The following is a 25,982-nucleotide window of genomic DNA, read 5'->3' on the forward strand; positions in this document are numbered from 1 at the left end:
TGCTAGTAAATGCAGCATGATTGTTTGAAGCTGGGGGAACGGAAATAAAATCCCTCCTGCCAACGTTCTTTTTATACTAGTGATTTTTTCAATAACATAATGGGGTTACTATCGTATGATAATAACCCCATTTTTTTCATAATGTCATCACTTTTCTATATTAAATCTAGTAATTTTGTCTCGATATATAGAGTAAAGACTGCTTCAAATTAAACGAAAAGACTCTTCCCATTTCCAGCTATTCCATTCATATTAATAAATGAACCCTATTGAAGAAAGGAGTTTTACTAACAATGTCTCATATCAATAAACATCTTGCTCATACCTTAGAACAACAGCATAAGAGAAGTGTAAGAGGTTTATTTTTAAAAATAGAAGAATTAAATAATGCGTGCACCGAGCTAAGAAAGCGGTTAGAGCCACGTGTTAATTTGACACTGTATAAAAATGCTATTGATTATGTTAATCAATTTGTTTCCCACACCTCTATTCTAAATTTGAAGTTTATTACAAATACCCAAAATCTAGAGGTGGCTGTCTTACATGCACTTCTATTATCCTATATTTTAGAAAATGAAGATGATCATTCTTTTGAATATGAAGATAGATTGCTACAAGACTATGTACAACAAATTTTTACTTTAAATGACCATGCAAGGACACTTTTTATGAACCATAGAGGCAAAATGCTTACCTCCATTCAAAAACAATCGACATAACAAAAGACGATCTTCGTTATCCTAAGATCGTCTTTTGTTTTTTTATTGTAACCCTTTAATGATGAGGGATCGAACTGGTAAGAACTGTTCCCCTGTATCACCATACGTGATAATTACCTCATCACCTTCTTGTAAATAAATGGCTAGGGGTTCTGTTTCAGCACTGACTAAATAATTTTCACCATTGTTTAATAAGAAAGAAACTGTCGTAAAATCTCCTAAACGTTCCTTGTACACACGTAATACTTTCCCACTAGCTTGCTTCTCCTCAGCATTTGAACTACCGTCAACTGTATTTCCTCCACGGCTTAATGCAGTTTTATATAATTTTAGTGCCTCCTTAGGAGTAGTAGCATAAACGGAGATTTCAGGATTGGCAGCAGACACAATGAAATAGTTTTGTAAAAAGCCGTTGGAATCCAGCACCGCGGTTAGCCAGCTTGCTTCCCCATAAAAGTTATATAGCACTGGCATTTCACCAGTCCATTTTTTCTCAATAAATTTCTTCTCAATAATTTGTAAATTACCTTGTGAATCCATATAACTTGAATCTAAATTCCCTGTATAATATGTGGCTTCTCCTGTGCGTGCATTTGTTAAGGAATACCCTAGCATGGAATCTACGCCTTCTTTAGGACTTGTAAAATCTGTGAAGTAATACATATCACCCTTCTCATCGAAAATTGGGCTAACATTCGATTCTGTTCCTTCATCGGAAGGGATTTTTACATCCTTTTTACCAAACATACTGTTCCAAAAACCATGAACATAATTACCGAAATAACTATTTTGTAAGCTTACTGTCTCTGGAGATACTGCACCATCAATAAATTCAGGTATTTGGTCCAGTTTAAGCACCTCTGATTTCCCTGTCAGTGCATCTACTAAGACAATCCCTTTCACATCAAAGCCATTTCGTGCTGAAATAAATTCACCATAGGAACGAATGTAATAAGGCTTTCCGTCATCATCTACTTCTAGTTGAACATCCCCATAAAAAATAAGGAATGGATGTTGTAGGCGAATATGACGTTCTAAATTAGCATTTAGATAAGCAGAAGGAACATACTTCATTTCTTCTTTTACAAACTTAGGGTTATCCGCCGAATCTGTAGCACTCATTATAAAGTAGCCTGGTGTTGTATCACCATTCATCCATTTAAAGAACCCAGAAAACTCGACTGGTGCGATATAAACATATTCACCCTTCACCTTTTGAATTTGTAAACGTCCTAACTCATAGTAACTAGTATTTGGCACTTGACCGAATGCCTTTTTCATTTTATTACGAGCAAATTTTGGTGGGACACTCGCAGGTGTTTGTGTCTCATCGAAAGGTTTTATTTCAACCTCTTCCTTCATTTCTGAAGAATTAAATTTATCATTAGCATTCCATAAAGGTGCTGATAATACATAAACTGCTACACCTAAACTTGCTAAAAATAAAATTCCTTTAATCTTCCGTTCAATACCACTCGCAAGCAGAGCACCTGCTAGCGATAATAAAATTATTGCTGGCCAAAAAACAAGCCAATTTACATCAATTTTTGTTACATATAGTGTGATACCTGTGGCTAAAAATCCTAGCACAAAGATGCCAATAAAGAAATATCCGATCACCTTTCTCGATTTACCATCTTCTCGCTTCTTTGTAATAAGCGGTGTTACTAATACACTCGCGATTAATGCAATGACTGCAGAAGCTATCAGTAGCTTAGTCATTTGGTTCATCCTCTCTTCAACTTTCTGTCTACTTATTTACGGTTACATACTAAAAAAGTTTCATACATACGTTGTACAGAAAGGAATTCTACCATAAATATTGAATTTCAAAAGGAAAGGAGCTGAAAAATTTGTTTAAAAAAATATTAATAGGTTTCATAATCTTGTTTGGTCTTTATTATATTTTTCTTTTTTCCCATATTGCCGAAAGTTTAAAACTACTATTTAAAGTAATTCCAATGTTGTTAATCATTATTTTAGCTGCCGTTCAAAAACCATTACATATTAAAAAATACCAACTTTTAATTATTATTGGGCTTATTTTTTGTATGATTGGCGACTATACATTGCAGTGGTTTTTAATTGGGCTGACTAGCTTTCTTATTGGTCATGTCTTTTATATTTTTGCTTTCTCTACCACAAACGAACAGAAAGTACCAACCTGGGCTAAAATAACGCTACTACTTTACGGTGTCTGCATGGCCATATGGATTGCAGGTTCCGTCTTGAAAACAGGTGAAACAATTCTTAGCATTGCCGTGATTGCCTATATTTCGGTGATTTTAACGATGGGCTGGACAGCTATAAGAACAGGCTCTAAATTTGCAATAATTGGGGCTCTGTTATTTATTGCTTCCGATTCCTATTTAGCTATTAATAAATTTGTTACACCACTAGCTTTTTCACATGAAGTAATTATGCTGACTTATTATAGCGCCCAAGTGTTTATTGCATTAAGTATCCTTCAATATTCCGAAATCCGAAGTAAAGTGGTACAATAATATCAATTATGACTTGGCATAGTTACGTCCGGAACTGGCTTTGTGATCGCACAAAGCCCGATTCCGTGACATCCATCAAAGGCTCAAACTTCTTTGAGCAAATTTTGGACACCCGCTAAAAAAATCAACGTACACAATAGGAGGCCATACTTATGAAAGAACAAGTAATTGAACGATTAATACGCTATGCAAAAATTGATACACAATCAGACTTCACAAGCGAAACTACTCCTTCTACACAAAAGCAATTTGACCTACTACATGTTTTAAAAGATGAGCTAGCCGAGATTGGTTTAACAGAGATTACATTAGATGAAAATGGCTATTTATTTGCTTCATTAGAGGCAAATACAGATAAAAATGTACCTACTATCGGATTTTTAGCACATGTTGATACAGCTACAGACTATACAGGTACCAATGTAAATCCACAGCGTGTAGATAACTATGATGGCGGAGACATTCAATTAAATGAAAATTTAGTCATGTCCCCTACAGATTTCCCAGAGCTTAAAAATTACGTGGGTCAGACCCTTATTACAACAGATGGTACTACATTGCTAGGGGCTGATGATAAAGCCGGTATTGCTGAAATCATGACAGCAATGGAGTACCTCATTAAAAATCCTACTATTAAACATGGTAAAATTCGTGTAGCTTTCACACCAGATGAAGAAATTGGTCGTGGGCCACATAAATTTGATGTAGCTGCTTTTGGAGCAGACTATGCCTATACGATGGATGGTGGACCACTTGGTGAGTTACAATATGAGAGCTTCAATGCGGCAGGTGTAAAGGTTGTTACAAAAGGAACAAGTGTACATCCTGGTTCAGCAAAAAATAAAATGGTCAATGCTATTACAATGGCAATTGCCTTCCAAAATGAAATGCCTGCTGAAGCAGTTCCTGAAAAGACAGAAGGTTATGAAGGTTTCATTCATTTAATGGGCTTTAAAGGGGCTCTTGAACATACAGAGCTTTCCTATATCGTGCGTGACCATGATCGCCAAAAATTCGAAGAGAAAAAACAATTAATGCGTGATGCTGCAGCTAAAATTCAAGCACAATTTGGAGAACATGCTTTAAGCATTACAATTGAAGATCAATACTATAATATGGGCGAAAAAATTGAGCCTGTAAAAGAAATTGTTGATATTGCACGTGCTGCAATGGAAAAATTAGATATTACACCTAATACTTTGCCGATTCGTGGTGGTACAGATGGCTCACAATTGTCTTATATGGGCTTACCAACACCAAATATTTTCGCTGGCGGCGAAAATATGCATGGGAAATTTGAATATGTATCTGCTGAAACAATGGAAAAGGCAACACAAGTTATTATTGAAATTGTTCAGCTATTTGAACAACAAGCAAAATAATAGGTATGTATTAGTGATCCACCCACTCACCTGTTAAAATGTCACAGATTGATTAAACTCAAAAAAATCTGGACTCGATGGGACATAATTGATAATGTTATAGTTACGAAGAAAGGTTTTTTCCTTTCTTCGTAATTTTTTCAGCATTAATTACTGAATTTTCTAATTACATAAAAGAATCTAAAACTAAAATTGAGGTGATTTTATGAAAGAAATTGCATTAGGCATTTTAGCATCACTTTTCTTTGCCGTGACCTTTATTTTAAATCATGCAATGGAAATGCAAGGTGGTAGCTGGCTATGGAGTGCGTCACTTCGATACTTTTTCATGCTACCCTTCTTACTCATCATCGTTTTTTATCGGAAAGGCTTTACTCATTTATCTGGAGAAATGAAAGCACAGCCTATAGCATGGCTACTTTGGAGCTTCGTGGGATTTGTCTTATTCTATGCACCATTAACATTTGCTGCAGCATTTGGTCCAGGTTGGCTCGTATCTGGCACGTGGCAATTTACTATTGTTGCTGGTGTATTATTAGCTCCCCTCTTCGTTTCAGTTATTGCTGGTAAAACAGTGCGCCAAAAAATCCCTTTCATTTCTCTTCTTATTTCTTGTGTCATTTTAGTAGGTATTCTGCTAATACAAATACCGCAGGCACAATCCGTTTCATTTAGAAGTTTAATGCTTGGTATTTTACCTGTCATCGTCGCAGCATTTGCTTACCCTCTTGGAAATCGCAAGATGATGGAAGTTTGTGGGGGACGGATCGATACCTTTCAGCGTGTACTAGGCATGACGATTGCTTCATTGCCAGCATGGATCATCATGGCTATTTATGCCATATTTACTGTCGGCCTGCCTTCAGCAAGCCAAATGTTCCAATCGTTACTTGTTGGCATTAGCTCTGGAGTCATTGCAACCATATTATTTTTTATCGCAACAGACCGCGTAAGAGACCATCAAGGCAAATTAGCTGCAGTTGAGGCTACACAATCAACTGAAATTCTTTTTGTTATAATCGGTGAAGTATTATTATTAGGAATTGCCTTCCCTAACCCGCTTGCATTAGCAGGTCTTGGTGTCATCATTGTGGGCATGTTACTACATAGTTACTATACAATGATACTTGGGAGAAAAAACGCTGTTCAGCAAACTACTTCTTCGTAACATTTCACTGTGGGCGGAAGTTTTCGTTGGTCACAGATGTCATCGTCGTTCTTCCAATTCAGATCAAGAACCAAGATGCACATTTCCGTGTTAATCTTCTAATGATGAATAACTCCTCTAGTGGTTGCCATATTAATTACAACAATGCGCAATGATTTTCAAAAAAAGACGACTCCATTCTAAAATTAGAATGAGTCGTCTGAGATTTTCACGTTCCCAAAAAATGAGGGGGGTTTTAGGAGCGTAATCATGAACTAGCAAACTTCTGGAGAAAAGTAGCTAAAGTTCATCCTCTCTACACTGTATTGTAGAGGAGGAATAATCTTTATACGATAATGATAATCATTATCAATTAAATTGTCAACAATTATCTAATAATTTTTTTCTTTTTTTAAAAAGATTTTTTTAACGAACGTCGATATTGCCATTGCTTCAGTTGAAAATGAAGAAAACAACCTATACAAAAACCGGCAATTGCGATGGATGAGGCTATTGCAACCATACCAGTAAAGATATAGCCTAGGACCTGCCAATCTAATAGATATCCTATTAAACCGGCTGCTAAACAAAAGCTAGCAATGCTGGAATTAAATTTCTGTTGTTGTGCATCCTCTGGTATATAGGCAGAAGGAGCTTTTTTTAAAAACAGCCTCCCAACGCGAATAATTGGGTTATAGTTGAATAAAAGGCCTAGTAAATTTGCAGCAAGAGGAATAACTAATAGCCATGTAACTCCGGTTATCCATGTAAAAATCACACTTAAAAGAATAGTCCATTGATTTAATCGAACTAGCGGTCTTGGAATGGCAAGAACCTGTGACATTATAAACCCTACCTTTCTTATATGTTTAATGTATTTTACTATATGGCATACTATTTGTGAAGCAAAATTGATTACTTTATAATGAAATTAACAGAAGTTCTAAGAAAAGAGGATTACCATGCCAGCTTTAACGATGGATCAAGTTCAACAATTAAACTCCTATAGTATTTATACAACTGAGCCTAAGCGGACTTTATTTACATTAGCTGATATACATAAAGACTTTTACCACCCTGATTTTTTAAATCTCATGATGGGTATAACTGATGCCGCAACAGAAACTGCCGCTATTTCTCACTTTGCACGCCGCTATGGTATGTTTTTTGCTATGCAATTTTATATGCTTGCCGCTTATGACGAAGTATGGGATGGTAAGCCACTTGAATTGCGTTTCGATGCGGCCAAGGAATTCAATAGTTTTACCGTTGCCATGTTCGCTAATCCAAATGATTGGCGTTATGTCGATGAAGATGAGCGTCAAACAGTCATAGAGAAAATCCTTTACGATGGGCATGTAATTGTCCAACAACTAAGGAAAGTAACATCGATTTCCCCTCTTACCATTTGGGAAAATTTCTTCGGATATTTGCTATGGCACTATCATGTATTGTTATCTAATCCTGGTTTAGCTGATCAAGCTATGGAGGATATTGAAATTTTAGAGGACCCTAAAACATGGGCACGCTTCTCCAACAAATCTTGGTGGGCACAATATACAGGTGGTCAAAGCCCCACAAATTTAATCAATTTGCCTGTAAGAAAATCATGTTGTTTTTCTAAAGATATCCCTGGCTTAATGGCCTGTGGTTTTTGCCCAATGAAGAAATAACTTAGAGCCTCGTAAAAAAGCCTTACCCTTCACAAAACTTTTGTGTCAGGTAAGGCTTTTACTTTATTTTTCGTATACAACAAACCAATCATTGTTTTCTTCATACATAGTCGTACCAAGGAAACCTTGTTTTAAGAGTTGCTGTTGTCCAGCTATATCTCCCATTGATAGTACTTGTTTTTCAGTAAATACTGGGGACAAATCTTGTCTTAAATCTTTATAGAAAATATAACGCAGCTTATCTACGTACTTAATTTTCAAGCCTTTAACTAAGAGGTCTTGCGAGAATTTATCCTTTAAACTCGGAATATTATATGGCTTTACGGTTGAGCAAACATAATCATATTTTTTTAAATCGATGCTATTCATCACTACAGTAGCTAATGTTTTCTGTAAGCCATAACCGCGATACTTTGGTGAAACGTTGGAAATTTCTTGATATAAAACACGTTGAAAATCCTTCTCCTCAATTCCACAATCATAGCCAAGATGCTCTTCATCAATAGGTGGATTTAACAGTGCTCGAAAGGCAATCAATTGATCCTCAACATAAGCACCAATCATCATTCCATTGCCATTTAAAATATACTCAAATTCCTCTGTACTTAATGGCTGTAAAATACTTTGATCTGTTAATGCCTCATAGACCTCATGCTGCAGCTCCTCAATTTGTTGTATATGCTGAGGCGTTAATTTTGTAACAAAAAAAGGTGTCTTACCAAGCATACCTTCATAAATCTTTTCCATCTTACGCCTCCTTAAGCAGTTACAACTGTTGAAAATTTACATAATTCCTTGATTACATCTTCATCTACATCTATACCTAAGCCTGCTTCTTCGTTTAAGCAAATAAATGGAACATCATAATGCAGGTTGCCCACATCTTTAGAGAATTTTAATGGGCCTGTTAGTTCAACACTTGTCATAATTTTCTTCGAGAAAGCTACATGGAAACCTGCAGCAGAACCAACAGATGATTCAACCATAGAACCAATTTGACACTCTATACCTGCCATCTCTGCCATAACAGCAAGCTTCATAGCAGGGTAGATGCCTCCACACTTCATTAATTTAATATTCACTTTATCCGCTGCACGCTTAGCAATAATTTCACGCATTTCACGTACGCCACGAAGACCTTCATCAATCATTAATGTCACATCAGATTTTGATTTAATTTCTACCATTCCATCAATATCTTCGCTATCTACTGGCTGCTCTAACCAATCGATATTTAAATCCTTCATTGCACGTAATCCTTGTAAAGTAGTTGCTGCATTCCCCCACCCTTGATTTACATCCACACGGATAGCAATGTCTTCACCTACTCGTTCACGTACCGCTTTAATACGAGCAACATCTTTCATTACCTCTGTACCTACCTTCATCTTAAAGGAACGATAGCCCATTTCAACTCGATTAGCAGCCTCTTCAGCCATTGCTTCAGGAGCACCAATACTTAGTACATGAGTGATTGGGAATTTTTCATGATAACGACCGCCTAAAAGCTGATATACAGGTACGTTTAATGCTTTCCCAGCGATATCGAAGCAAGCGATATCTATAGCTGCTTTGGCAGCAGGTACATCTTTCACCACTTTGTTCATTTTATCGTGTAGTTTTTCAAAGGCCATTGGATTTTCCCCGATAATCGCAGGGGCAAGTTGATGTTTCAGTACGGCATAAGTACTTTCCCATGACTCACCTGTTACATGCTCATCAGGTACAGCTTCTCCATACCCGACAATACCTGTATCAGTTGTTACTTTTAAAATAATAGAAGGCATTGTATCATATGTAGCATAACTAATGATAAATGGATCAATTAGCGGTAAATGTATAGCAAAAATTTCTACTTGTTGGATTTTCATCATAATCAGTCTCCTCTGTCGTTAAAGTTGTCGCTAATACGTCGCTAAATATTTAAAAAAATAGAAAAGGAACGATGCCCATGTCTACCAAAATAGCGATTATTTGTTCTAAAGCATTTATGAAGCGTATTATTAGTATCGCACAAAACGTAACCGATATTCAATTAGAATTTTATCTTTACAGGCATCCATCTGAAGCACCTACTTTGGTAAAGCAAATTAAACCATGTGATGCACTGCTATTTGGAGGTACATTACCCTATTTGCATGCTCAATCTTTACTTTCAGAAATACCCATACCTTGGAATTATATTAAACAAGATGAAACAGCCATCTCAACAACTTTTTTATCGCTAGTAGCTAAACATACTGTTCCCATCGACAGAATTTCCATTGATGTTATGAATCCAGCCTTTGTTGATAATGTTTTAGCAGAAATAGAGTATACGGGCGAAAAGCCACACGTTCAGCACATATCGATTACGGAACCGACCGAGAATATTTTACAGCGTCACATGGCCTTATGGAATACCAAAAGCATTGATTTTGTCATCACAAGTATTCATAGTGTTTTTGATGAATTACAAGCACTTCAAATACCAGCAATGCGCATGTTAGATACAAAAAATTCTATCATTCAATGTCTTGAAGAAACTAAATCTAAATCATTATTAACAAAATCAGAATCGTTTAAGGCTGTTGTGGGTCTATTAGAAATTCCAAAAGATTCATCTATAGAATCAACTATTTTAAGTCAAATTGCAAAGGCAACCTTTTCAACTTATAAGCAAATATCAGCGCATACCTTTGAGTTATATACAACAGCTGGACATCTACAAAATGCTCTAGAAAAGGAAAACCTGGAAGAGCTCATACAGCAAATCGAACAACCATTTAAACTAGCATTTGGCTATGGGCACTCCATTCTGGAAGCCACACAAAATGCTCAATATGCTTTAACATTTGCTAAACCTTCCGAAATCTATATTCTCGATGAACATAAAAGTCTATTAGGGCCTTTTCCTAATTCTAAAGGTAAAGTTTCTTTAAAAACAGATGATCCTTACGTTTTACAAATGGCAAAGCTTACCAGCCTTAGTCCGTTAAATATTTCTAAACTAATTAATTTTAGTCATGAACGTCAATCGGCACAATTTACTTCACAAAATCTTGCTGAATATTTGCAGGTAACTCGACGTACAACAGAACGTATTATCAAAAAATTAGTTGATAATGGCTATGCAAAAGTTGTAGGTGAAGAGATGACTCATCAACAAGGTCGCCCCCGCACTATTTATGAATTGAATTTTGCAACCTATTAAATAGAATTCTCGCAGACCTCATAATCTGCGAGAATTTTCTTTGAACTTGTAAGATAAAGATAATTTTAAAAATTAGTCTACCATTACCATGTTATCAGCATCATTAAATTCTTGTTCTTTTTTACGTTGCTCCGCAGCTTCTATTTCCTCTGGAGTCAGCTTAACAATCGCAAAGCCAATATATGCATAAATAATTGAAATGATTGGTACAACAAAATTAATAATAGCATATGGTGCATATTCCATAGCTCCTACACCTAAAGTACCTAAAATAAACACACCACATGTGTTCCAAGGGAAAAATACAGATGTTAATGTTCCCCCATCCTCTAATGCACGGGATAAGTTTTTAGAATGTAAACCACGTTGTTGATAAACACCTGCAAACATACGTGAAGGGACAACAATGGAAATGTATTGCTCAGAACATGTTGCATTTGTTGTAATACATGCAGCAATCGTTGAAGCGACAAGGCTACCTGTAGATTTAGCGAATTTTAACACAAGATTCATGAGAGCCTTTAACATACCTGAATATTCTAACACTCCACCAAATGTCATCGCTACAATTGTCATTGAAACCGTATTCATCATAGAGTCTAAACCACCACGATTAAATAGGTCGTCAACCATATGATTGCCTGTAGAAATTTCAAATCCTGCTTGAAGTGCATGAACAGCACTAGTTGCAGTACCACCTTGCACAAAAATTTGAAGCAAGAAACCTGAAACAATCCCAATAATTAAAGCTGGTATAGCCGGAACCTTTCTTGCCACTAATACAATAACACCAACTGGTACAAGTAATAACCAAGGTGAGATGACAAAGCTTTCTTCCATTACTTTTAGTGTTGTTAAAATTTCTTCTGATTGCATTGATATATCAGCAAATTTTCTTCCCATAATACCGAAAGCAACTAAAGCAATAACTAATGCAGGTATTGTCGTATATAACATATGCTTAATGTGGTCAAACAAGTTAGTTCCTGTTAAGCCTGCCGCTAGATTCGTTGTATCTGATAGCGGTGACATTTTATCACCGAAGTATGATCCTGAAATAACTGCACCAGCAATCATGGCAGCTGGGATACCCATACTTAAACCAATACCCATACCTGCGACACCAATTGTAGCCATCGTCGACCATGAACTACCAATAGCTAATGACACGATTGAACATAATAGCATGATTGTCACTAAGAACCAAGCTGGAGAAATTAATTTTAAGCCGTAGAAAATCATTGTTGCTACGACTCCTCCGCCAATCCATGCGCCAATTGTCAAACCAACTAAAATAATAATGACAACTGCTGGTAATGCAAGACGTATACCCTTATACATCATTTCTTCAATTTCAGACCACTTATATCCATGTATTTTGGCAACAATTGCTGCTACAGTTGTGCCAACAATTAATGGTACGTGAGGACTTTGCTCTAATACAACTACTGTAATCAACATTGTAATAATCATAATTGCAAATGTGAGAAGCGCCCAAAATGCACTAATTTCTTTTTTCATCGTCCCATCCCCTTTTTTTGCACCAAATCCCTTTTAGGTTTTATAAAGACGCAAATAATTTTTTACGTTTTTTAGCTTAATATTCAAAAAATTAAAAGTCAACGCAAAAAAATTATGCTTCTCAAGCAAATCTCTTTATTTAAGCGTAATAAAACGCTTTCAAGTAGCATTAAAAAACCATGCAAACCCTTGAATATCCATGCATTTCAAAAAATGTTCATGCAAAAAAAAGCTATATGAAAAAATAATTACATTTTTTCATATAGCTTAAATTTTTTTATTCAGGTTTTTTCTCTAATACACACGCAAGTACTTTTGCAGCATCTATCAAAGCACTTCGATCAAATGTCATCTTAGGATGATGTAAACCTGGCGTTAAGTTTGCCCCAATTCCAATCATCGCCGCTTTTAGTTCTGGTTTTTTCACAGTATAAAAATGGAAATCATCACTTCCCGGTGTAGTTATTTCATCCGCTAAATGTTCCTCACCTAATGTCTCGATTATCGCATCCTTTGCCATTTTTGCAGCAATTGGTGAAACTTCAGCACCTGGTGTGAAATCTAACCAATTCCACCCCATATCAATATCAAATTGTTGCTGTATTGATTTTAAACCAGTTTCAATTTTACTACGGAGCAATTCGAGCTGTTGATTATGCTGTGCGCGAATATCCATGGAAAAGCTTGCATTACCGGGAATAATATTTGTACTACCACCATCAGCAATAATTTTTGTTAGTTTGGCGGAGTGCGGTTCAAATGGTGATAAATGAATACTGTGTAGCATTTGTTGTACAGCCATAATGACGTCAATGGCATTTTTACCTTGATGTGGTCTTGCACCATGCGCATCAATCCCTTGAATAGTACCCTCTAAAAAATAAGCAGCACCGTGATGGATAGCTGGCGAAATTTTTCCAAGCGGCAATTCTTCAATTGGTCTTAAGTGCACACCAAATAAATGTGTTACCCCATCAACTGCTCCTCGATCAAAGGCTGCACAAGCACCATTTCCTAATTCCTCAGCAGGCTGGAAAATGAAACGAACACGATGCTTTAACGGACGATCTTTCAGTAGTAATAAGGAACCAAGAACCATTGTCATATTAGCATCATGGCCACAAGAGTGATTGGCCTGCCATTTCCCATCAACTTCTTGCCATAAAGCATCGATATCAGCACGTACAGCAACGATTTCATCACCTGTCCCAATCTCAGCTATTAAACCAGGGACATCTCCTAATAAACGGTAAGTAACCTGTAACTCATCTAGTATCGAAGCAATTTTTTTAGTTGTCTCGAACTCTTTCCAGCTTACTTCTGGATATTTATGAAAATGATCAAACCATTGATAAATCGTTTCTTCTACTGTTATAGCTTTTGACATAACTACACCTCTATACGCATTTTTGTTTCCCATTATACATGAATCTATTTCAGAAAAGTACATATGTCTTTGGACCTAAACAAAATATAATAATGATCTTATCTATAATATGCTTAGAGAAAGGTGTTTACGCCTTTACGTAAATGCGTCGAGTTTTTTTGAACATTTAGCGGAGCAATTAAGATAAAAATCGAGGCTTACAATGCAATAGGCTATGTTAAAAGTTAATATCACTTTCAACATAGCCCATCAAAAAAACATTATAAACTTGTAAAAAATCCTTCGGGATATTCTTCATACTGAATGTCCGCCATTTGCTCCTCATTGTTCTCTTCCTCTTGATGTGACTCAAACTCTTGATCCATTAAATAGGTCTCAAATTTAGAATTTAATAGTTTACCCATTGTATCACTCCTAATTTAATTGAATTTTCTGATAAAAGAATTATACAATAGGATTTTAGCAAAAAGCAATAAATAATACACATTATGCATTATAAATATAAAACCAATCTCAATATTAGATTAAAAACATAAGAAAATCTGCCCACCAACACCTGGCTATTAGTAGCCAGCTATTGATTGAGCAGATTTAAAATCTTAAGGCAAAAATTTATTAAACTGTTAGGCCAGTGTTATCATTCTGATTCCCTTTTTTATGTGATAAAAGTTGAATGACAAACATCACAATAAAGATTGCTAAACCAGCCCAATCCGAAAATTTCTCTGGATAAATAAGTAATAGCCCTGCAGCAATAACAATAATTCTTTCAAACCAATATAGCTTGCGATACCAGTAACCAATAACTCCCGCACCGATCGCCACCATTCCGGTGATGGCAGTAAATACTACCCATAAAATCTGCGGAATTGTCGTATCAATCATTAATAAAGCTGGAGAAAAGACAATCATATATGGAATAATAAATGCTGCAATTGCGAGCTTCGCTGAGTTAACCCCTGTCTTGATTGGATCGCCACCAGAAATACCTGATGCCGCGAAAGCCGCTAGAGCTACTGGTGGTGTAATATCAGCAATAATACCAAAATAGAACACGAAGAAATGAGCTGATAGTAAAACCACTATCGGTACTAATTCCTGTGGTGTATTTGGCGATAATAATGCCACAATAGCTGGTGCAGCAATTGTCGATGTAATAACATAGTTTGCTGTAGTAGGTGCACCCATACCAAGAATAAGGGAAGCGATCATTACGAAAATTAATGTCAAAATAATACTACCACCAGCTAATGCTACTAAACTATTTGCTAGACTTAAACCTAATCCTGTTTTTACGACAACTCCGACAATAATCCCCGCACAAGCTGTTGCTGCTACCACACCTAAGGCAGTTCGAGCACCTTCAACCAATGCTTCAATTACATCTTTTGGTTTGAGACGTGTTTCCTTATTAAACATAGCAACACCAATTGAAATAATAATCCCATACAAAGCTGCATGCATAACTGGTGTTCCCGTTAACATCAAGACAACAATAGCTACAATTGGTAATAGAAGATATATTTTCTTAAATACCTCTTGTCGATTAGGCATTTGATCGTCTCGTAGACCTCTTAAGCCAACTCTTTTCGCTTCAAAATGCGTCATAATCCATATACCCGTAAAATATAAAAGAGCTGGAATTGCTGCAGCCTTGGCAATATCCCAATAGGTAATGCCACGCCCAATAAACTCCACCATTAGGAATGCTGCTGCACCCATGATTGGAGGCATGAGCTGACCACCAGTGGATGCTGCCGCTTCCACTGCACCAGCGAATTCCTTACGATATCCTAATTTTTTCATCATAGGAATCGTGTAGGAGCCTGATGTTACTACATTAGCAACAGAGCTACCAGAAATGGTACCTTGTAGAGCACTTGAAAATACAGCTACCTTTGCAGGACCACCCATTAATTTACCTGCTAATGCAACTGCTAAGTCATTAAAATATTGACCGACCCCTGTTTTGACAAGAAATGCTCCAAAGAGTAAAAAGACAAAAATAAACGTTGCTGATACACTAATTGGCGTACCAAATATTCCATCTGTTGTAAAGTACATGAGGTTCACAATGCTCTCTAAATCCTGACCTCTATGTGCCATAAATGCCGGGAAATATGGACCATAGTATGCATAAATTAAGAATGCAATTGCAATAATCGTTATCGGTAGTCCTACAGCACGTCGAGCAGCCTCAAGCACTAAAACAACAGCGATCAGACCAACAATAAAATCTATCTGTGTAATAGAGCCATTACGATTCACAAGCTCCGTATAGTTCATAGACCAATAAGAACCTACTGCAATAGATAATAGAGCTAATAGATAATCAAACCATGCAACTTTGTGCTTTGGCGCTTTTTTTCGAGCTGGAAATAATAGAAAAATAAGTGTCAAACCAAAGCCTAAATGAATCGTACGTTGAATTTGTGCAGGAAATTGCCCAAATATTGCAGTATATAATTGGAACAATGAAAATGCTAGAAGACCAAAGAAAATAATATGCTTCATGACACCCGTAACTGTTCTTACATTTGATTCAATATCATACTTCTCAAGTATGGCTTGTTGCTCTTCAGCAGAAATTTGCTCAAATTCGTCTACTCGCTCTTCTTTTCGCGATTTTTCCTGTGTTGTCATTTCATCCTTACTCCTTTCCACTGTTCATAAAGCGATAGTCGCCTAATTTTAAATAAATAGGACTTTCCCCTACCCAAATCTTTTTTTAAATCATATTCCACATCTTCGTAAATCAATACAAGATCTAAATCTAAATCACCAATATAAATTGTAAAATCATCAATTATCTTGTTCTTATCAAACTGAAGTACATATTTACCATCTCTTTGAATTAAAGTTTGGTTTTCCTCCGCATAGCCAGGCATACCAATCGCCAAATCTTCATATTCCATCTCTAGCATTTGAATACGATTTCCCTGAACAGTTTGATAGGATTCCCATACATCTGATTTATGTATGGAGTGGGTATATCTTATTTGAAATTTCTGCTCAGCTGAAATGGGTATGTAGTGAACATTCGGATGTTCCGCACGTGTTTCTGTAAAGGTGAACACCTTTTGAAGAGGAAGAAATACAAAAATGCATAGGCAAAAGCTTAATAAAGCTAATACTATAATTAATTTCCTACAACGCATATTTTTCTATTCACCCACTTTAAAAGCTACTCGCCTATATCTACAACTTAAGAAAGAGGCTCGAAGCTTTATGCAATCGAGCCTCTTCGTTTCTTTTAAAAAGCTAGTTTTAACAACAATTCACACTATTTCTTTTCATCAAAGTATTTTTGAGCACCTGGATGAATGTCAATACTAATGCCATCTAATCCTGTTTCAGCTTTAATAAATTTCCCTTTATCGTGAGAAATTTTATTTGTATTATCATAAATAGCTTTAGTCATTGAGTAGACAACATCCTCTGGAAGGTCCTTTTTCACCGCTAGCATTGCAAGGACTGAAACAGTCTCCACATCGTTTGCAATTCCATATGTTCCAGCTTTTACTGTATCTTTTGCATAGTAAGGGTACTTCTCAATAATTTCATCGGCTTTACCTGGATCTACTCCGATAATATTCACTTTCGTTGTAGCATTTAATGCTTCTACAGCACCCGTTGGTGTACCTGCTGTAATAAATGCTGCATCGATTTGGCCAGATTGAAGACCATCTGTTGACTCACCAAAATCAAGATTTTGAGCCTTGATATCATCCATTGTTAAGCCGTGAATTTCAAGTAACTGCTCAGCGTTAGCATATGTACCTGAGCCTGGAGCACCTACAGACACCTTTTTCCCTTTTAAATCCGCATATGATTTAATACCTGAAGCTTCAGTTGTTACGAGTTGCACTGTTTCAGGATAAAGTGCACCTAAAGCTGAAATGGTATCAATTTTATTCCCCTCAAACATGAGCTTCCCTTCAGTAGCATAATAAGCAATATCTGTTTGAACAAATGCAATTTCACCTTTTCCTTCTTGTAAGGCTGTCATGTTGGCAGCCGAAGCTTGAGATACTTCTGCAGTTGTTTTAATACCTGTATCTGTCGAAATTAAATCGGCAAAAGTTCCGCCAAGTGCATAGTAAGTACCTTGCGTACCACCTGTTAGTAAGCTTAAAAACTTAATATCCGAAGCTGGCTTATCGGATGATGCAGAGTCATCTCCACTCGTGTCCTTTGAACCACTGCCGCTATCTGATCCACATGCAGCTAAAATTAATAGCGCGAAGATACTCAATAGCATTAATAATTTAAATTGCCTTTTCTTCATAGTAACCTTCCCCCTCTGGTTATAATTAAGAATCTATTTAAAATTATCAAACCTTGTATAATAATGTCAATATATTTATAGTAAATTCAGAATTTTATAATTATGAAATACCACTTATTATCCACTAATTTACAATATAAATAGTCTATTATTTAATGCTTTTTTCTCTATCCTAAACGTAAAATTTCTTTTCTAATAAAATAAATACAGATGCCATATGTATAAATAATGAATATCTATAAACAGTTCAAAAAAACTGCATCTAAGCTTAGATGCAGTTGAATACAGTATTTTATTGAATGGCCCCACAAGCAATTCTTGCACCTGAGTTACCTGCAGGATCTGTTTTATAATCGTCCTCTGATTCGTGGATGACAATTGCGCTTCCATCACTATCAAGTAACGAATTAGGTTGATCTTTTTGTAAGGTCAAGCCTTCTGCCAGGAAATCTAAATCAACATTCCCATCCTCACCAACCTCTAAGTTTGGTAAGTCACCTAAATGATAGCCTTTAGGGTTTAGCTTGCCATGCTCCTTATTTGTGGGATTAAAATGTCCACCAGCCGATTCAAATTTTGGTGGCTCACACTTTCCAACTTCATGAATATGAATGCCATGCGTGCCTGGCGGTAAGCCCGTTAATGCCAACGTCATCCTTACTCCAGTATCCTCTTCCTGAAAATAGGCATTACCATAACTTTCGTTATTTGCCCCTATTACCTTTGCAGTCGCTGTTAATGGAGACGACTCTGCATTTACTGGTACCTTCTCTTCTTTCTTATCAAAAAAACTACAACCACCAACGAAAACTAATAAAGAAAGGCCAATCAAGCTTATTTTTTTCATAAAAATACCTCCTCTATTTTTGATGGTTTCCAACTTATCCATTTCTTATGCACAAATTATTATATTTCGTCTTTACATAATCGTTTACCTGACGCTTGCTTTCCATACAAAAATATTTGATACACTCATATAAAAAAGGATTTCCCAAGACTTGAGAAATCCCCTCTACACTTAATCTAAAATTTTAACTGTTACTGTTTTAACACCCCATTGAAGTGCTTGTCCCTCAGTAGGAATAAAGACATCAATTTTATTGCCCTTAATAGCTCCCCCTGTATCAGCCGCTATTGCTTCCCCATAGCCTTCCACCCAAACTCTTGTACCTAGAGGAATAACCCGCGGATCCACAGCTATTACTTTTAAATTCGGATTCGATCTAATATCTGTTCCATTGGCTGTAATTCCCGAACAACCTTCACAATATGCTGTATAAGCAGTCGCTCGCATTGTTAATGTTTTACCTGAACTATTTGACGGAGCACTTACTGCTTTCGTTTTTGTTGTTGCAACTGTTTTAGTAGGTGCAGTTCCCTCGGAAGTCTTTGGCTTTGGCTTTGCTGCCGAAGCCTTAATTGCCAATGATTCACCCGCTAAAATTAAGTCTGAAGCAAGGTTATTCCACGCTTTTAGTTCATCTACAGTTACATCATTTGTACGGGCTATCGAAAATAATGTGTCACCGCCTCTAATGATATATTCATCTTCTGACGTTTTTTCCACTTTTGTCGTATCCTTCACTAGATCTTGTTCTGGATAAAACAAGAACGATTCCATCTCATTTAGTTGTTGGAACTCTCCAACTGTTAAATTATAAATTTGAGGGAGTGCCCATAATATACTGCCTGGCGATTTGTCCTCAGCAGAAGAAGGACTAGCATACAAACTCAAACCAAAGGTCATTGCTACTGCTAAAGCTAATGCTTTTTTCTTCATGTTTAGTAATACCTCCATTATTTTATTATTTGTTGCAAATCTGCTGCTAGCACACTAGAGTTAAATACTCTATTGATGAAAGCAACCATAACTTTGCAATTTAATAACTCAGGACTGTCTGCCTGATATTAGGAATTATTACTATAAAAACGGAAAAATATACAATTTCGATGATTTTTTTGGAAATTTCAATAATTTAAGCGGGGAGAATCTATAATTTAGTTGCTCAGTTTATCTGTTTTCATATTAGATACTTGCTATTTTAAGCCGATAAAAAAAGAAAAGGAGGGAAGGTAGAAATGGAAATTAATTCACTTATGTCATCCCAGCTAATGGAGCTGCAACAAACCGTCCAGTCGAGTGTCATGCAGAGTGCACTTAATTTAAATACATCTGCAGCAATTGAATTACTGCAAGATATACCTCAGCAGCAAGTCCCTACACATCCATATAAAGGGTCAATAATAGACGTTTCGATTTAATTTTTGGATAATAAAATACTAAAAAGCATACTAGTATTGAACACTAGCATGCTTTTACACATTTTATTTAATAATCATTTGTCTCATATTCCTTACTACACATAAACAGTTTCTTCCTGATTGTTTGGCCTTATACAAAGCATGATCTGCTATTTCTATCAATTGATTAGGACTTTGGATATTCAGTGTAAAAGCAGTAATACCAGCAGACATGGTTACAGGTCTACCACATGCTGTTTCTTGTATAGCCTGTTTAATTCGGAGTCTTTCAGCTAATTGTATAGCAGCGTCTATGTTCCTCGAAGGCAAGATGACCATAAACTCTTCTCCACCATATCTAAAGCACAAACCTTGTTCATCCACAATGTTTTGCATATTATTAGCAAATGCTTTTAGCACTTCATCTCCTACTGTATGACCATATGTATCGTTAATACTTTTAAAATCATCTAAATCTATTAAGATGATGGCATGCGGGACTTTATTAACAATTAATTCATGTAAAGTTTGATCCATTCTTCTACGATTGGGAATGCCTGTTAATGAGTCTAAGTTCAATTGCTCCGTTAGATCAGCAATTTTACTTTGTGAGCAAATCATCATATTTTGTACATAATTTTTCAACATCTTCGCTTCATAATACCATGCAGTAATGTCATCGTTCTCGTTTATCTCTTCCCCTAGTTCCATTTTTTTCGTAAGATTTTTCAGAGGCTGCGTAATTTTTATCGTTAACCATATAACTAGCCCAAGCATAATAGCTATTACTAATATTATAGGGACAATGGTTTTCTTAAAAAACAAGCTAAAAGAAACTTCTTTTTCCTCAAGTAAAGTATCGACTATTTGCTCCATATACAGCTCGATTTCATCTTTCTCAGACCTCTGTAAATAGTCTTGAGTAATGGACAATACTTCCATTACATATGTTTCTTGCATGTCTGTTTTATTTACCTTCAAAATTTCATTGAAATTTCGATAGCTACTCCAGATACTAACACTAGACGTAACAAGTACAACGATTATCGTTATACTAACAATAAGAAATGATAACTTTAACTTGAATTTACTCACAATAGACCATTTCTCCCATTGAGGTGATTTTTTCGTTAAATTTTATCTATGTTCCGACTTCAACTATAAGATTTCATATATTTATCATACGCCATACTTCTTAAAGAAAACTTAAAAACTAATCCAGTTTTACTCTTTTAAAATATAAAAAGGAAAGTAAATAGAACTATAATCACTATAAAGCGCCGTTTAATTTATGCGTAAAGTAATCATTTATGTAAAAAATTTCAAATTTATATATTGACTAGGTTGAAAGAAACCTATTTCTAACCTACTATCTTTTTATGCAGTTTGCGCTAGCTCTTTTTTCACTGAGTTACCATTTTAAAAATTAATGGAAATAAGGGTACACTTTAAATACAGAACTAAGGAAAGGTCGATCAATATGTACAAAATCTACATAATAGAGGACGATGCCAATATAGCTTCACTGATTGTTGAGCATTTAACGAAATATCAGTATGAATGTCATACTGTCCAGCAATTTACACACATCATAGAAGAATTTAATACCATTCAGCCACATTTAGTCATTATGGATATTAATCTTCCTACTTACGATGGATATTTTTGGTCAAGGAAAATCCGGCAGCTCTCAACTTGTCCTATCATCATTGTCTCAGCCAGAGTTAATGATATTGATCAAGTATATGGAATAGAAAATGGTGCAGATGATTTTATCACAAAGCCTTTTTCATTAGACGTTTTTATCGCTAAGATTAATGGTCTACTTCGACGTACATATGGTGAGTATGCTTTAACAGAATCCTCTTCCATCACAATAGCCAATACGACATTAAATCCAGATACAGTTCGTCTTCAAGCTGAAGGCAATGAGAGCTTGTTAACATTAAAAGAAATGCAGCTTAGCAAGTTATTATTCGAAGCTTTTCCTAACGTTGTACCACGTCAAAATTTATTAAGCGCCATTTGGGATGATGAAACCTTCGTGGAGGAAAATACATTGTCAGTGAATATTGGTCGACTCCGTAGAAAAATGGAGGCCATTCACTCAAAGCTTGAGATTAAAACCATTCGTGGACTTGGTTATCAATTAGTGGAGGCAGGTCGATGAAGTTATTCTTTCGTGATCATATAAGTATTATTATGCTCTATTGCTTAAGTTTTTTACTATTGCCTTGGATTATTCATAAACTGGATGATTTCACCTCACACTATGTCTATTTTATCTTTCTTGTCAGCTTTCTGTTTAGTAGTTGGCTACTAGGTCGTTATTATCGTAGAAGAAAGTTATATACTCATTTACAAAAAAATGTGCAAGCCTATGAAGACCTGAATTTATTTGAACCTCTTGCACCAATTGAGCAAGCCTACAGCGAAAAACTGAGACAAATGCAGTATTTATTTTTAACTCAACAACACAGCTTAGAGGAGCAAGCACAAGAAAAACATCTTGTTCTTTCACATTTTGCACATCAAATGAAGACACCGCTATCTGTCATTCAGTTAATCATACAATCATCCTCTAACAAGTCTTCAGACGAATTAATACAATGGCAAACAATTAGTAAAGAATGCGATAAACTCACGTTTACACTCAATCAGCTATTAACGTATGAGCGTACGTCTAATTTAGTGGCTGATTTAAAAATCGAATCCATTAATTTAAAAGGACTTGTCCAAGAAGTTGTCAATGATTTGAAGGATTACTTTATCACGAAGGAAGTTTTCCCTAAAATGACAGTTGCCGAAGACCAAATTATTTATTCAGATCGAAAGTGGTTAAAAATTGTACTTTACCAAGTGTTAAATAACGCTATTAAATATAGTGAGATAGCAAGTACTATTCAAATCGATTACGACAAGGTAACTCTACACATAAAAAATGGAGGAGAAACTATTCCTACTAGCGAATTAGCACGAGTCTTTGATTTATTTTTTACGGGAAGTAAGGGAAGAATCGGTGGAGAAGCAACCGGCATAGGACTCTATTTAGTGAAAAAGGTTTTAACAGCGCTAGAGCACCCTTTCTCCATACAATCCATTGACCGAGTCACTACTTTTTCCATCAATTTTTCTAACAGTCTAAAAAGATGACAACTTTGTCATCTTCATGTCATCAAGTGAAATAGGTTAAGCACCGCTCCTTTTTTCTACTTAAGTTATCTAATCAACATTAAGGAGTTGTTTCAGTTTGGAAAACACAATACTTCACGTGACCAATTTACAAAAAGAATATAGTGGAGAAATCACATATAAAGCATTAAACGGCATCGATTTTCAGTTACAACAACAGGAATTTGTTGCCGTCATGGGACCTTCAGGTAGTGGAAAAACAACATTTTTAAATAGTGTATCTACTATTGATCGTCCTACTGCTGGTGATATCGTCATAAATAATAAAAATCCGTATGTATTAAATGATGAGGAGCTCGCCAAATTTAGACGCTCTGAATTAGGATTCGTTTTTCAAGACTTTAATCTTGTGCATACATTAACAGTGAAAGAAAATATTTTATTGCCATTAACTCTCGATAGCTTACCTGCTTCAAAAATGTCTCAACGTTTAAAGCATGTAGCTCAATTTCTTGATATTGAGGAACTGTTACCCAAGCGAATTTATGAAATTTCAGGCGGGCAAAAACAGCGAGTAGCAATAGCTCGTGCTGTTATCCATGAGCCTAATTTATTATTGGCAGACGAACCTACAGGGAATTTAGATTCCAAGGCTGTTAATGATGTGATGAGCTTATTTACCTCTATTAATAAAGAGCTAAAAACAGCTATTCTTATGGCGACTCATGACCCTTATGTAGCAAGCTTTGCTAATCGTATTATTTTTATAAAAGATGGCAAATTATATAACGAAATACATCGTGGCAACAATCGTAAGCAATTTTACCAAGAAATTATGGACACGCTTGCTTTTTTAGGTGGTGGGCATCATGAGCTTTAATCATATTGTCCTCCAGAATATATTACGAGATAAATGGACGTATGTTTCTTATTTCTTGAGTAGTATGTTTTCCATTATTATCTTCTTTCTTTTTTCAGTTATCGTCTTTCATCCTAGTCTGAAAAGTTTAGATCCAGATTCGACACTTGGCATTACATTGATGTTAGCTAGTATGCTCGTTTATTTATTTTCATTTATTTACATTACCTACTCGATTATGGCATTTTTACGGAAAAAGACAAAAACGCTCGGAATCTTTATGATTACAGGGGCTTCCATGAAGCAAATTCGGAAACTTATATTCCGAGAAAATCTGTTCATTGGCATTTTGGCCATTATGGCAGCAATCGTTCTCGGACTAGTCATTACTCCCCTTTTTTTAATGGGAGCAAAAGTTGTTTTAAAGGCAGAAACGTTCGGTATGTATTTACCTCTACAAGCGATCGGCTTAACTATTGGTTTGTTTTTGATCTTATTTATTGTGATTTCTAAAGTCGTCACTAAATTTATTAATAAAGAAGCCTCCATTCAGCTCTTAAAAAGTGATACGGTTATCGAAAAATCGATTCAACCACACTATATTTTATTAGCAGTGAGTAGTGTGATGACGGTCATGTTAGCTTATATACTAAAAATCGAGCACGCCGTTGTAGAGTCTCTAGGTGTTATCTATTATTTTTTATTTTTTGCTAGCATTCTTTGTACGATTTACTTCGTCATTACTCAAGGATTCCGACTGTTTTTAATAATGTTTGAAAAGTCACCAGCATATTTACGTAAAACAAATATGCTGTTGGCGTCTAATTTAAATGCAAAAATGAAATCCCATGCAAATATGCTATTTCTAATCACAATTCTATTAAGCGGTGTCTTTCTATGTACGAGTATTTTATTTAGCTCTTATTACAATGTAAAAAAGGATAGTGAAGAAAATTACCCGTACAGCTTCCAATACATCGCTGATCCAAAAGTAAATGCTGATATGGTCAAGAAAGATCTTGATTATCTTGAAACAAAGCTTGCAACAGTGGAAGCAAACAAATATTTTATTGAATTTAAATCAAATGAGGATCAACGCCTTGGCTATATGGCATTATCTGATTATAACTTGTTACTGCAACAGGACAATGACCTACGTAAAGATGAATTTATTGCTGTTGCAGGAAGCCGAGGTGTATTACCCATCACCCAAAATGCTAGTGACAAGTATATAAAATCTTTCAAATTAGCGAACATCAATGAGCAAAACCTGTTATCTACGGGTTTTCAGAATAGCTATTTCATTGTACCTGATGACATTTACCAAGCCATTGATTATCCTGTTTATAAAACCTATATTTATGAATTAGATAATTGGTCAGCGCATACGGCATTGGCGAATACAATTACAGAAGACATACCTTCTTTACCAGGACAACGTTACTTTACTTCGAAAATCGACTTATATAATACAGAAATGTTTATTAAAAGTGTGATGTTCTTCATTGGTTCCATGCTAAGCTTAATTTTCTTAAGTGCTGCGATGAGTATTTTATATTTCTATTTACAAACAACATTGATGCAGGAAAAGAATAAATATATAGGCATTCGGAAGCTCGGACTTTCAAAAAAAGAATTAGCTACCATTATTGCAAAAGAATTAGCGATTCTTATTTTCGTACCGTTCACCTTAGCCATTACACTATTGCTTACTACATTAGTAGCCATGCGAGCTATGGTCTCCACAGCTTTTTTACAAGTTTCGATTGCCAGCTCTTGTTGTTTCTTTGTGCTGTTCCTCATCAGTTATTTCTTTATTCGAAAAAGCTATTTTAAACGCCTAGTAAACTAGAAGCCAGATAATTTTTAGAGTAAACATAACTATCGAAACAGAAAACCCGACCTATATCATGAAACACTAAATGAGCGTTTCTAA

The 25,982-nt window shown here is 35.7% G+C and carries 24 protein-coding genes; 11 read left to right on the forward strand and 13 right to left on the reverse strand.

Features of this window, described 5'->3' with window-relative positions:
• The first annotated feature begins 293 nt into the window (after positions 1 to 293).
• Positions 294 to 719, forward strand: coding sequence for a hypothetical protein (locus SJW71_RS22200; RefSeq protein ID WP_274795400.1), 426 nt, complete (start codon positions 294 to 296; stop codon positions 717 to 719).
• Between the two features lie 42 nt (positions 720 to 761).
• Here SJW71_RS22200 and SJW71_RS22205 read toward each other — a convergent pair whose 3' ends face one another.
• The gene (locus tag SJW71_RS22205; protein ID WP_274795399.1) at positions 762 to 2,441 is read right to left on the reverse strand and encodes a hypothetical protein; all 1,680 of its coding nucleotides are present in this window, start codon (positions 2,439 to 2,441) and stop codon (positions 762 to 764) included.
• Between the two features lie 131 nt (positions 2,442 to 2,572).
• Here SJW71_RS22205 and SJW71_RS22210 point away from each other — a divergent pair, with 131 nt between their 5' ends.
• The 3 genes from SJW71_RS22210 to SJW71_RS22220 all read left to right on the forward strand — a co-directional run bounded on the left by SJW71_RS22210 (position 2,573) and on the right by SJW71_RS22220 (position 5,773).
• Positions 2,573 to 3,223: a lysoplasmalogenase gene (locus SJW71_RS22210; protein ID WP_274795398.1), complete on the forward strand. Its 651-nt coding sequence runs from the start codon at positions 2,573 to 2,575 to the stop codon at positions 3,221 to 3,223.
• A gap of 152 nt (positions 3,224 to 3,375) precedes the next feature.
• Positions 3,376 to 4,605 (forward strand): peptidase T, encoded by a 1,230-nt coding sequence (gene pepT / locus SJW71_RS22215; RefSeq protein ID WP_274795397.1) that lies wholly within the window; start codon positions 3,376 to 3,378, stop codon positions 4,603 to 4,605.
• Positions 4,606 to 4,810: 205 nt separating this feature from the next.
• A complete protein-coding gene (locus SJW71_RS22220) occupies positions 4,811 to 5,773 on the forward strand; it encodes a DMT family transporter (RefSeq protein WP_274795396.1) in 963 nt (320 codons plus the stop codon).
• 391 nt (positions 5,774 to 6,164) lie between these two features.
• Here SJW71_RS22220 and SJW71_RS22225 read toward each other — a convergent pair whose 3' ends face one another.
• Positions 6,165 to 6,596, reverse strand: coding sequence for a DUF4395 domain-containing protein (locus SJW71_RS22225; protein ID WP_274795395.1), 432 nt, complete (start codon positions 6,594 to 6,596; stop codon positions 6,165 to 6,167).
• A gap of 118 nt (positions 6,597 to 6,714) precedes the next feature.
• Here SJW71_RS22225 and SJW71_RS22230 point away from each other — a divergent pair, with 118 nt between their 5' ends.
• Positions 6,715 to 7,425, forward strand: coding sequence for a Fe-S oxidoreductase (locus SJW71_RS22230; protein WP_322604857.1), 711 nt, complete (start codon positions 6,715 to 6,717; stop codon positions 7,423 to 7,425).
• Positions 7,426 to 7,488: 63 nt separating this feature from the next.
• Here the strand turns inward: SJW71_RS22230 and SJW71_RS22235 are convergent, their stop codons facing one another.
• Together SJW71_RS22235 and SJW71_RS22240 are read right to left on the reverse strand one after the other, a co-directional pair.
• Positions 7,489 to 8,172 (reverse strand): GNAT family N-acetyltransferase, encoded by a 684-nt coding sequence (locus SJW71_RS22235; protein ID WP_431811552.1) that lies wholly within the window; start codon positions 8,170 to 8,172, stop codon positions 7,489 to 7,491.
• A gap of 11 nt (positions 8,173 to 8,183) precedes the next feature.
• Positions 8,184 to 9,296 carry a mandelate racemase/muconate lactonizing enzyme family protein gene (locus SJW71_RS22240; RefSeq protein WP_274797253.1) on the reverse strand — a complete coding sequence of 371 codons (1,113 nt, stop codon included), beginning with the start codon at positions 9,294 to 9,296 and terminating at the stop codon, positions 8,184 to 8,186.
• 80 nt (positions 9,297 to 9,376) lie between these two features.
• Here SJW71_RS22240 and SJW71_RS22245 point away from each other — a divergent pair, with 80 nt between their 5' ends.
• Entirely contained in the window at positions 9,377 to 10,618 is a 1,242-nt protein-coding gene (locus SJW71_RS22245) for a hypothetical protein (protein WP_274795392.1), read from the forward strand.
• 72 nt (positions 10,619 to 10,690) lie between these two features.
• Here the strand turns inward: SJW71_RS22245 and nhaC are convergent, their stop codons facing one another.
• The 8 genes from nhaC to SJW71_RS22285 form a co-directional block, all read right to left on the reverse strand.
• Positions 10,691 to 12,139, reverse strand: a complete 1,449-nt coding sequence (gene nhaC, locus SJW71_RS22250; protein WP_274795391.1) for a Na+/H+ antiporter NhaC — start codon at positions 12,137 to 12,139, stop codon at positions 10,691 to 10,693.
• Positions 12,140 to 12,416: 277 nt separating this feature from the next.
• The gene (locus SJW71_RS22255; protein WP_274795390.1) at positions 12,417 to 13,526 is read right to left on the reverse strand and encodes an amidohydrolase; all 1,110 of its coding nucleotides are present in this window, start codon (positions 13,524 to 13,526) and stop codon (positions 12,417 to 12,419) included.
• A gap of 260 nt (positions 13,527 to 13,786) precedes the next feature.
• Positions 13,787 to 13,930 (reverse strand): hypothetical protein, encoded by a 144-nt coding sequence (locus SJW71_RS22260; protein WP_322604859.1) that lies wholly within the window; start codon positions 13,928 to 13,930, stop codon positions 13,787 to 13,789.
• Between the two features lie 211 nt (positions 13,931 to 14,141).
• Entirely contained in the window at positions 14,142 to 16,169 is a 2,028-nt protein-coding gene (locus tag SJW71_RS22265; RefSeq protein ID WP_431811553.1) for a TRAP transporter permease, read from the reverse strand.
• The gene (locus SJW71_RS22270; RefSeq protein ID WP_431811554.1) at positions 16,166 to 16,684 is read right to left on the reverse strand and encodes a DUF1850 domain-containing protein; all 519 of its coding nucleotides are present in this window, start codon (positions 16,682 to 16,684) and stop codon (positions 16,166 to 16,168) included. The genes SJW71_RS22265 and SJW71_RS22270 overlap by 4 nt, the downstream gene beginning before the upstream one ends.
• A 125-nt stretch (positions 16,685 to 16,809) precedes the next feature.
• A complete protein-coding gene (locus tag SJW71_RS22275) occupies positions 16,810 to 17,814 on the reverse strand; it encodes a TAXI family TRAP transporter solute-binding subunit (protein ID WP_431811555.1) in 1,005 nt (334 codons plus the stop codon).
• A 292-nt stretch (positions 17,815 to 18,106) separates the two neighbouring features.
• Complete coding sequence (locus tag SJW71_RS22280; protein WP_431811556.1) at positions 18,107 to 18,661, reverse strand: superoxide dismutase family protein; 555 nt, start codon at positions 18,659 to 18,661, stop codon at positions 18,107 to 18,109.
• 171 nt (positions 18,662 to 18,832) lie between these two features.
• Complete coding sequence (locus SJW71_RS22285; protein WP_274795382.1) at positions 18,833 to 19,594, reverse strand: LysM peptidoglycan-binding and 3D domain-containing protein; 762 nt, start codon at positions 19,592 to 19,594, stop codon at positions 18,833 to 18,835.
• A 299-nt stretch (positions 19,595 to 19,893) separates the two neighbouring features.
• On the opposite strand from SJW71_RS22285, the gene SJW71_RS22290 reads away from it, so the two are divergent.
• Entirely contained in the window at positions 19,894 to 20,076 is a 183-nt protein-coding gene (locus SJW71_RS22290) for a putative motility protein (RefSeq protein WP_274795381.1), read from the forward strand.
• Positions 20,077 to 20,139: 63 nt separating this feature from the next.
• On the opposite strand, the gene SJW71_RS22295 is transcribed toward SJW71_RS22290, so the two are convergent.
• On the reverse strand, positions 20,140 to 21,150 hold the full coding sequence (locus SJW71_RS22295) for a GGDEF domain-containing protein (RefSeq protein ID WP_431811557.1): 1,011 nt from the start codon (positions 21,148 to 21,150) through the stop codon (positions 20,140 to 20,142).
• Between the two features lie 385 nt (positions 21,151 to 21,535).
• Between SJW71_RS22295 and SJW71_RS22300 the strand changes: the two genes are divergently transcribed.
• The 4 genes from SJW71_RS22300 (at position 21,536) to SJW71_RS22315 (ending at position 25,898) form a co-directional block, all read left to right on the forward strand.
• Positions 21,536 to 22,225, forward strand: coding sequence for a response regulator transcription factor (locus tag SJW71_RS22300; RefSeq protein ID WP_431811558.1), 690 nt, complete (start codon positions 21,536 to 21,538; stop codon positions 22,223 to 22,225).
• Positions 22,222 to 23,208, forward strand: coding sequence for a sensor histidine kinase (locus SJW71_RS22305; RefSeq protein WP_429979706.1), 987 nt, complete (start codon positions 22,222 to 22,224; stop codon positions 23,206 to 23,208). Before SJW71_RS22300 ends, SJW71_RS22305 begins: the two co-directional genes overlap by 4 nt.
• Positions 23,209 to 23,305: 97 nt before the next feature.
• Positions 23,306 to 24,067: an ABC transporter ATP-binding protein gene (locus tag SJW71_RS22310; RefSeq protein WP_431811559.1), complete on the forward strand. Its 762-nt coding sequence runs from the start codon at positions 23,306 to 23,308 to the stop codon at positions 24,065 to 24,067.
• The gene (locus tag SJW71_RS22315) at positions 24,057 to 25,898 is read left to right on the forward strand and encodes an FtsX-like permease family protein (protein WP_429979708.1); all 1,842 of its coding nucleotides are present in this window, start codon (positions 24,057 to 24,059) and stop codon (positions 25,896 to 25,898) included. Before SJW71_RS22310 ends, SJW71_RS22315 begins: the two co-directional genes overlap by 11 nt.
• Positions 25,899 to 25,982: the final 84 nt, after the last annotated feature.

Origin of the sequence: Lysinibacillus sp. FW12 (genome assembly GCF_050817245.1) — a bacterium.
GTDB lineage: Bacteria > Bacillota > Bacilli > Bacillales_A > Planococcaceae > Lysinibacillus > Lysinibacillus irui.

Excerpts from the sequence above, each read along its gene's own strand:
- SJW71_RS22200 (WP_274795400.1), top strand. The coding sequence starts at position 294 with ATGTCTCATATCAATAAACATCTTGCTCATACCTTAGAACAACAGCAT.
- SJW71_RS22205 (WP_274795399.1), bottom strand. The coding sequence starts at position 2,441 with ATGACTAAGCTACTGATAGCTTCTGCAGTCATTGCATTAATCGCGAGT.
- pepT (WP_274795397.1), top strand. The coding sequence starts at position 3,376 with ATGAAAGAACAAGTAATTGAACGATTAATACGCTATGCAAAAATTGAT.
- SJW71_RS22220 (WP_274795396.1), top strand. The coding sequence starts at position 4,811 with ATGAAAGAAATTGCATTAGGCATTTTAGCATCACTTTTCTTTGCCGTG.
- SJW71_RS22225 (WP_274795395.1), bottom strand. The coding sequence starts at position 6,596 with ATGTCACAGGTTCTTGCCATTCCAAGACCGCTAGTTCGATTAAATCAA.
- SJW71_RS22230 (WP_322604857.1), top strand. The coding sequence starts at position 6,715 with ATGCCAGCTTTAACGATGGATCAAGTTCAACAATTAAACTCCTATAGT.
- SJW71_RS22235 (WP_431811552.1), bottom strand. The coding sequence starts at position 8,172 with ATGGAAAAGATTTATGAAGGTATGCTTGGTAAGACACCTTTTTTTGTT.
- SJW71_RS22240 (WP_274797253.1), bottom strand. The coding sequence starts at position 9,296 with ATGAAAATCCAACAAGTAGAAATTTTTGCTATACATTTACCGCTAATT.
- SJW71_RS22245 (WP_274795392.1), top strand. The coding sequence starts at position 9,377 with ATGTCTACCAAAATAGCGATTATTTGTTCTAAAGCATTTATGAAGCGT.
- nhaC (WP_274795391.1), bottom strand. The coding sequence starts at position 12,139 with ATGAAAAAAGAAATTAGTGCATTTTGGGCGCTTCTCACATTTGCAATT.
- SJW71_RS22255 (WP_274795390.1), bottom strand. The coding sequence starts at position 13,526 with ATGTCAAAAGCTATAACAGTAGAAGAAACGATTTATCAATGGTTTGAT.
- SJW71_RS22260 (WP_322604859.1), bottom strand. The coding sequence starts at position 13,930 with ATGGGTAAACTATTAAATTCTAAATTTGAGACCTATTTAATGGATCAA.
- SJW71_RS22265 (WP_431811553.1), bottom strand. The coding sequence starts at position 16,169 with ATGACAACACAGGAAAAATCGCGAAAAGAAGAGCGAGTAGACGAATTT.
- SJW71_RS22270 (WP_431811554.1), bottom strand. The coding sequence starts at position 16,684 with ATGCGTTGTAGGAAATTAATTATAGTATTAGCTTTATTAAGCTTTTGC.
- SJW71_RS22275 (WP_431811555.1), bottom strand. The coding sequence starts at position 17,814 with ATGAAGAAAAGGCAATTTAAATTATTAATGCTATTGAGTATCTTCGCG.
- SJW71_RS22280 (WP_431811556.1), bottom strand. The coding sequence starts at position 18,661 with ATGAAAAAAATAAGCTTGATTGGCCTTTCTTTATTAGTTTTCGTTGGT.
- SJW71_RS22285 (WP_274795382.1), bottom strand. The coding sequence starts at position 19,594 with ATGAAGAAAAAAGCATTAGCTTTAGCAGTAGCAATGACCTTTGGTTTG.
- SJW71_RS22290 (WP_274795381.1), top strand. The coding sequence starts at position 19,894 with ATGGAAATTAATTCACTTATGTCATCCCAGCTAATGGAGCTGCAACAA.
- SJW71_RS22300 (WP_431811558.1), top strand. The coding sequence starts at position 21,536 with ATGTACAAAATCTACATAATAGAGGACGATGCCAATATAGCTTCACTG.
- SJW71_RS22305 (WP_429979706.1), top strand. The coding sequence starts at position 22,222 with ATGAAGTTATTCTTTCGTGATCATATAAGTATTATTATGCTCTATTGC.
- SJW71_RS22315 (WP_429979708.1), top strand. The coding sequence starts at position 24,057 with ATGAGCTTTAATCATATTGTCCTCCAGAATATATTACGAGATAAATGG.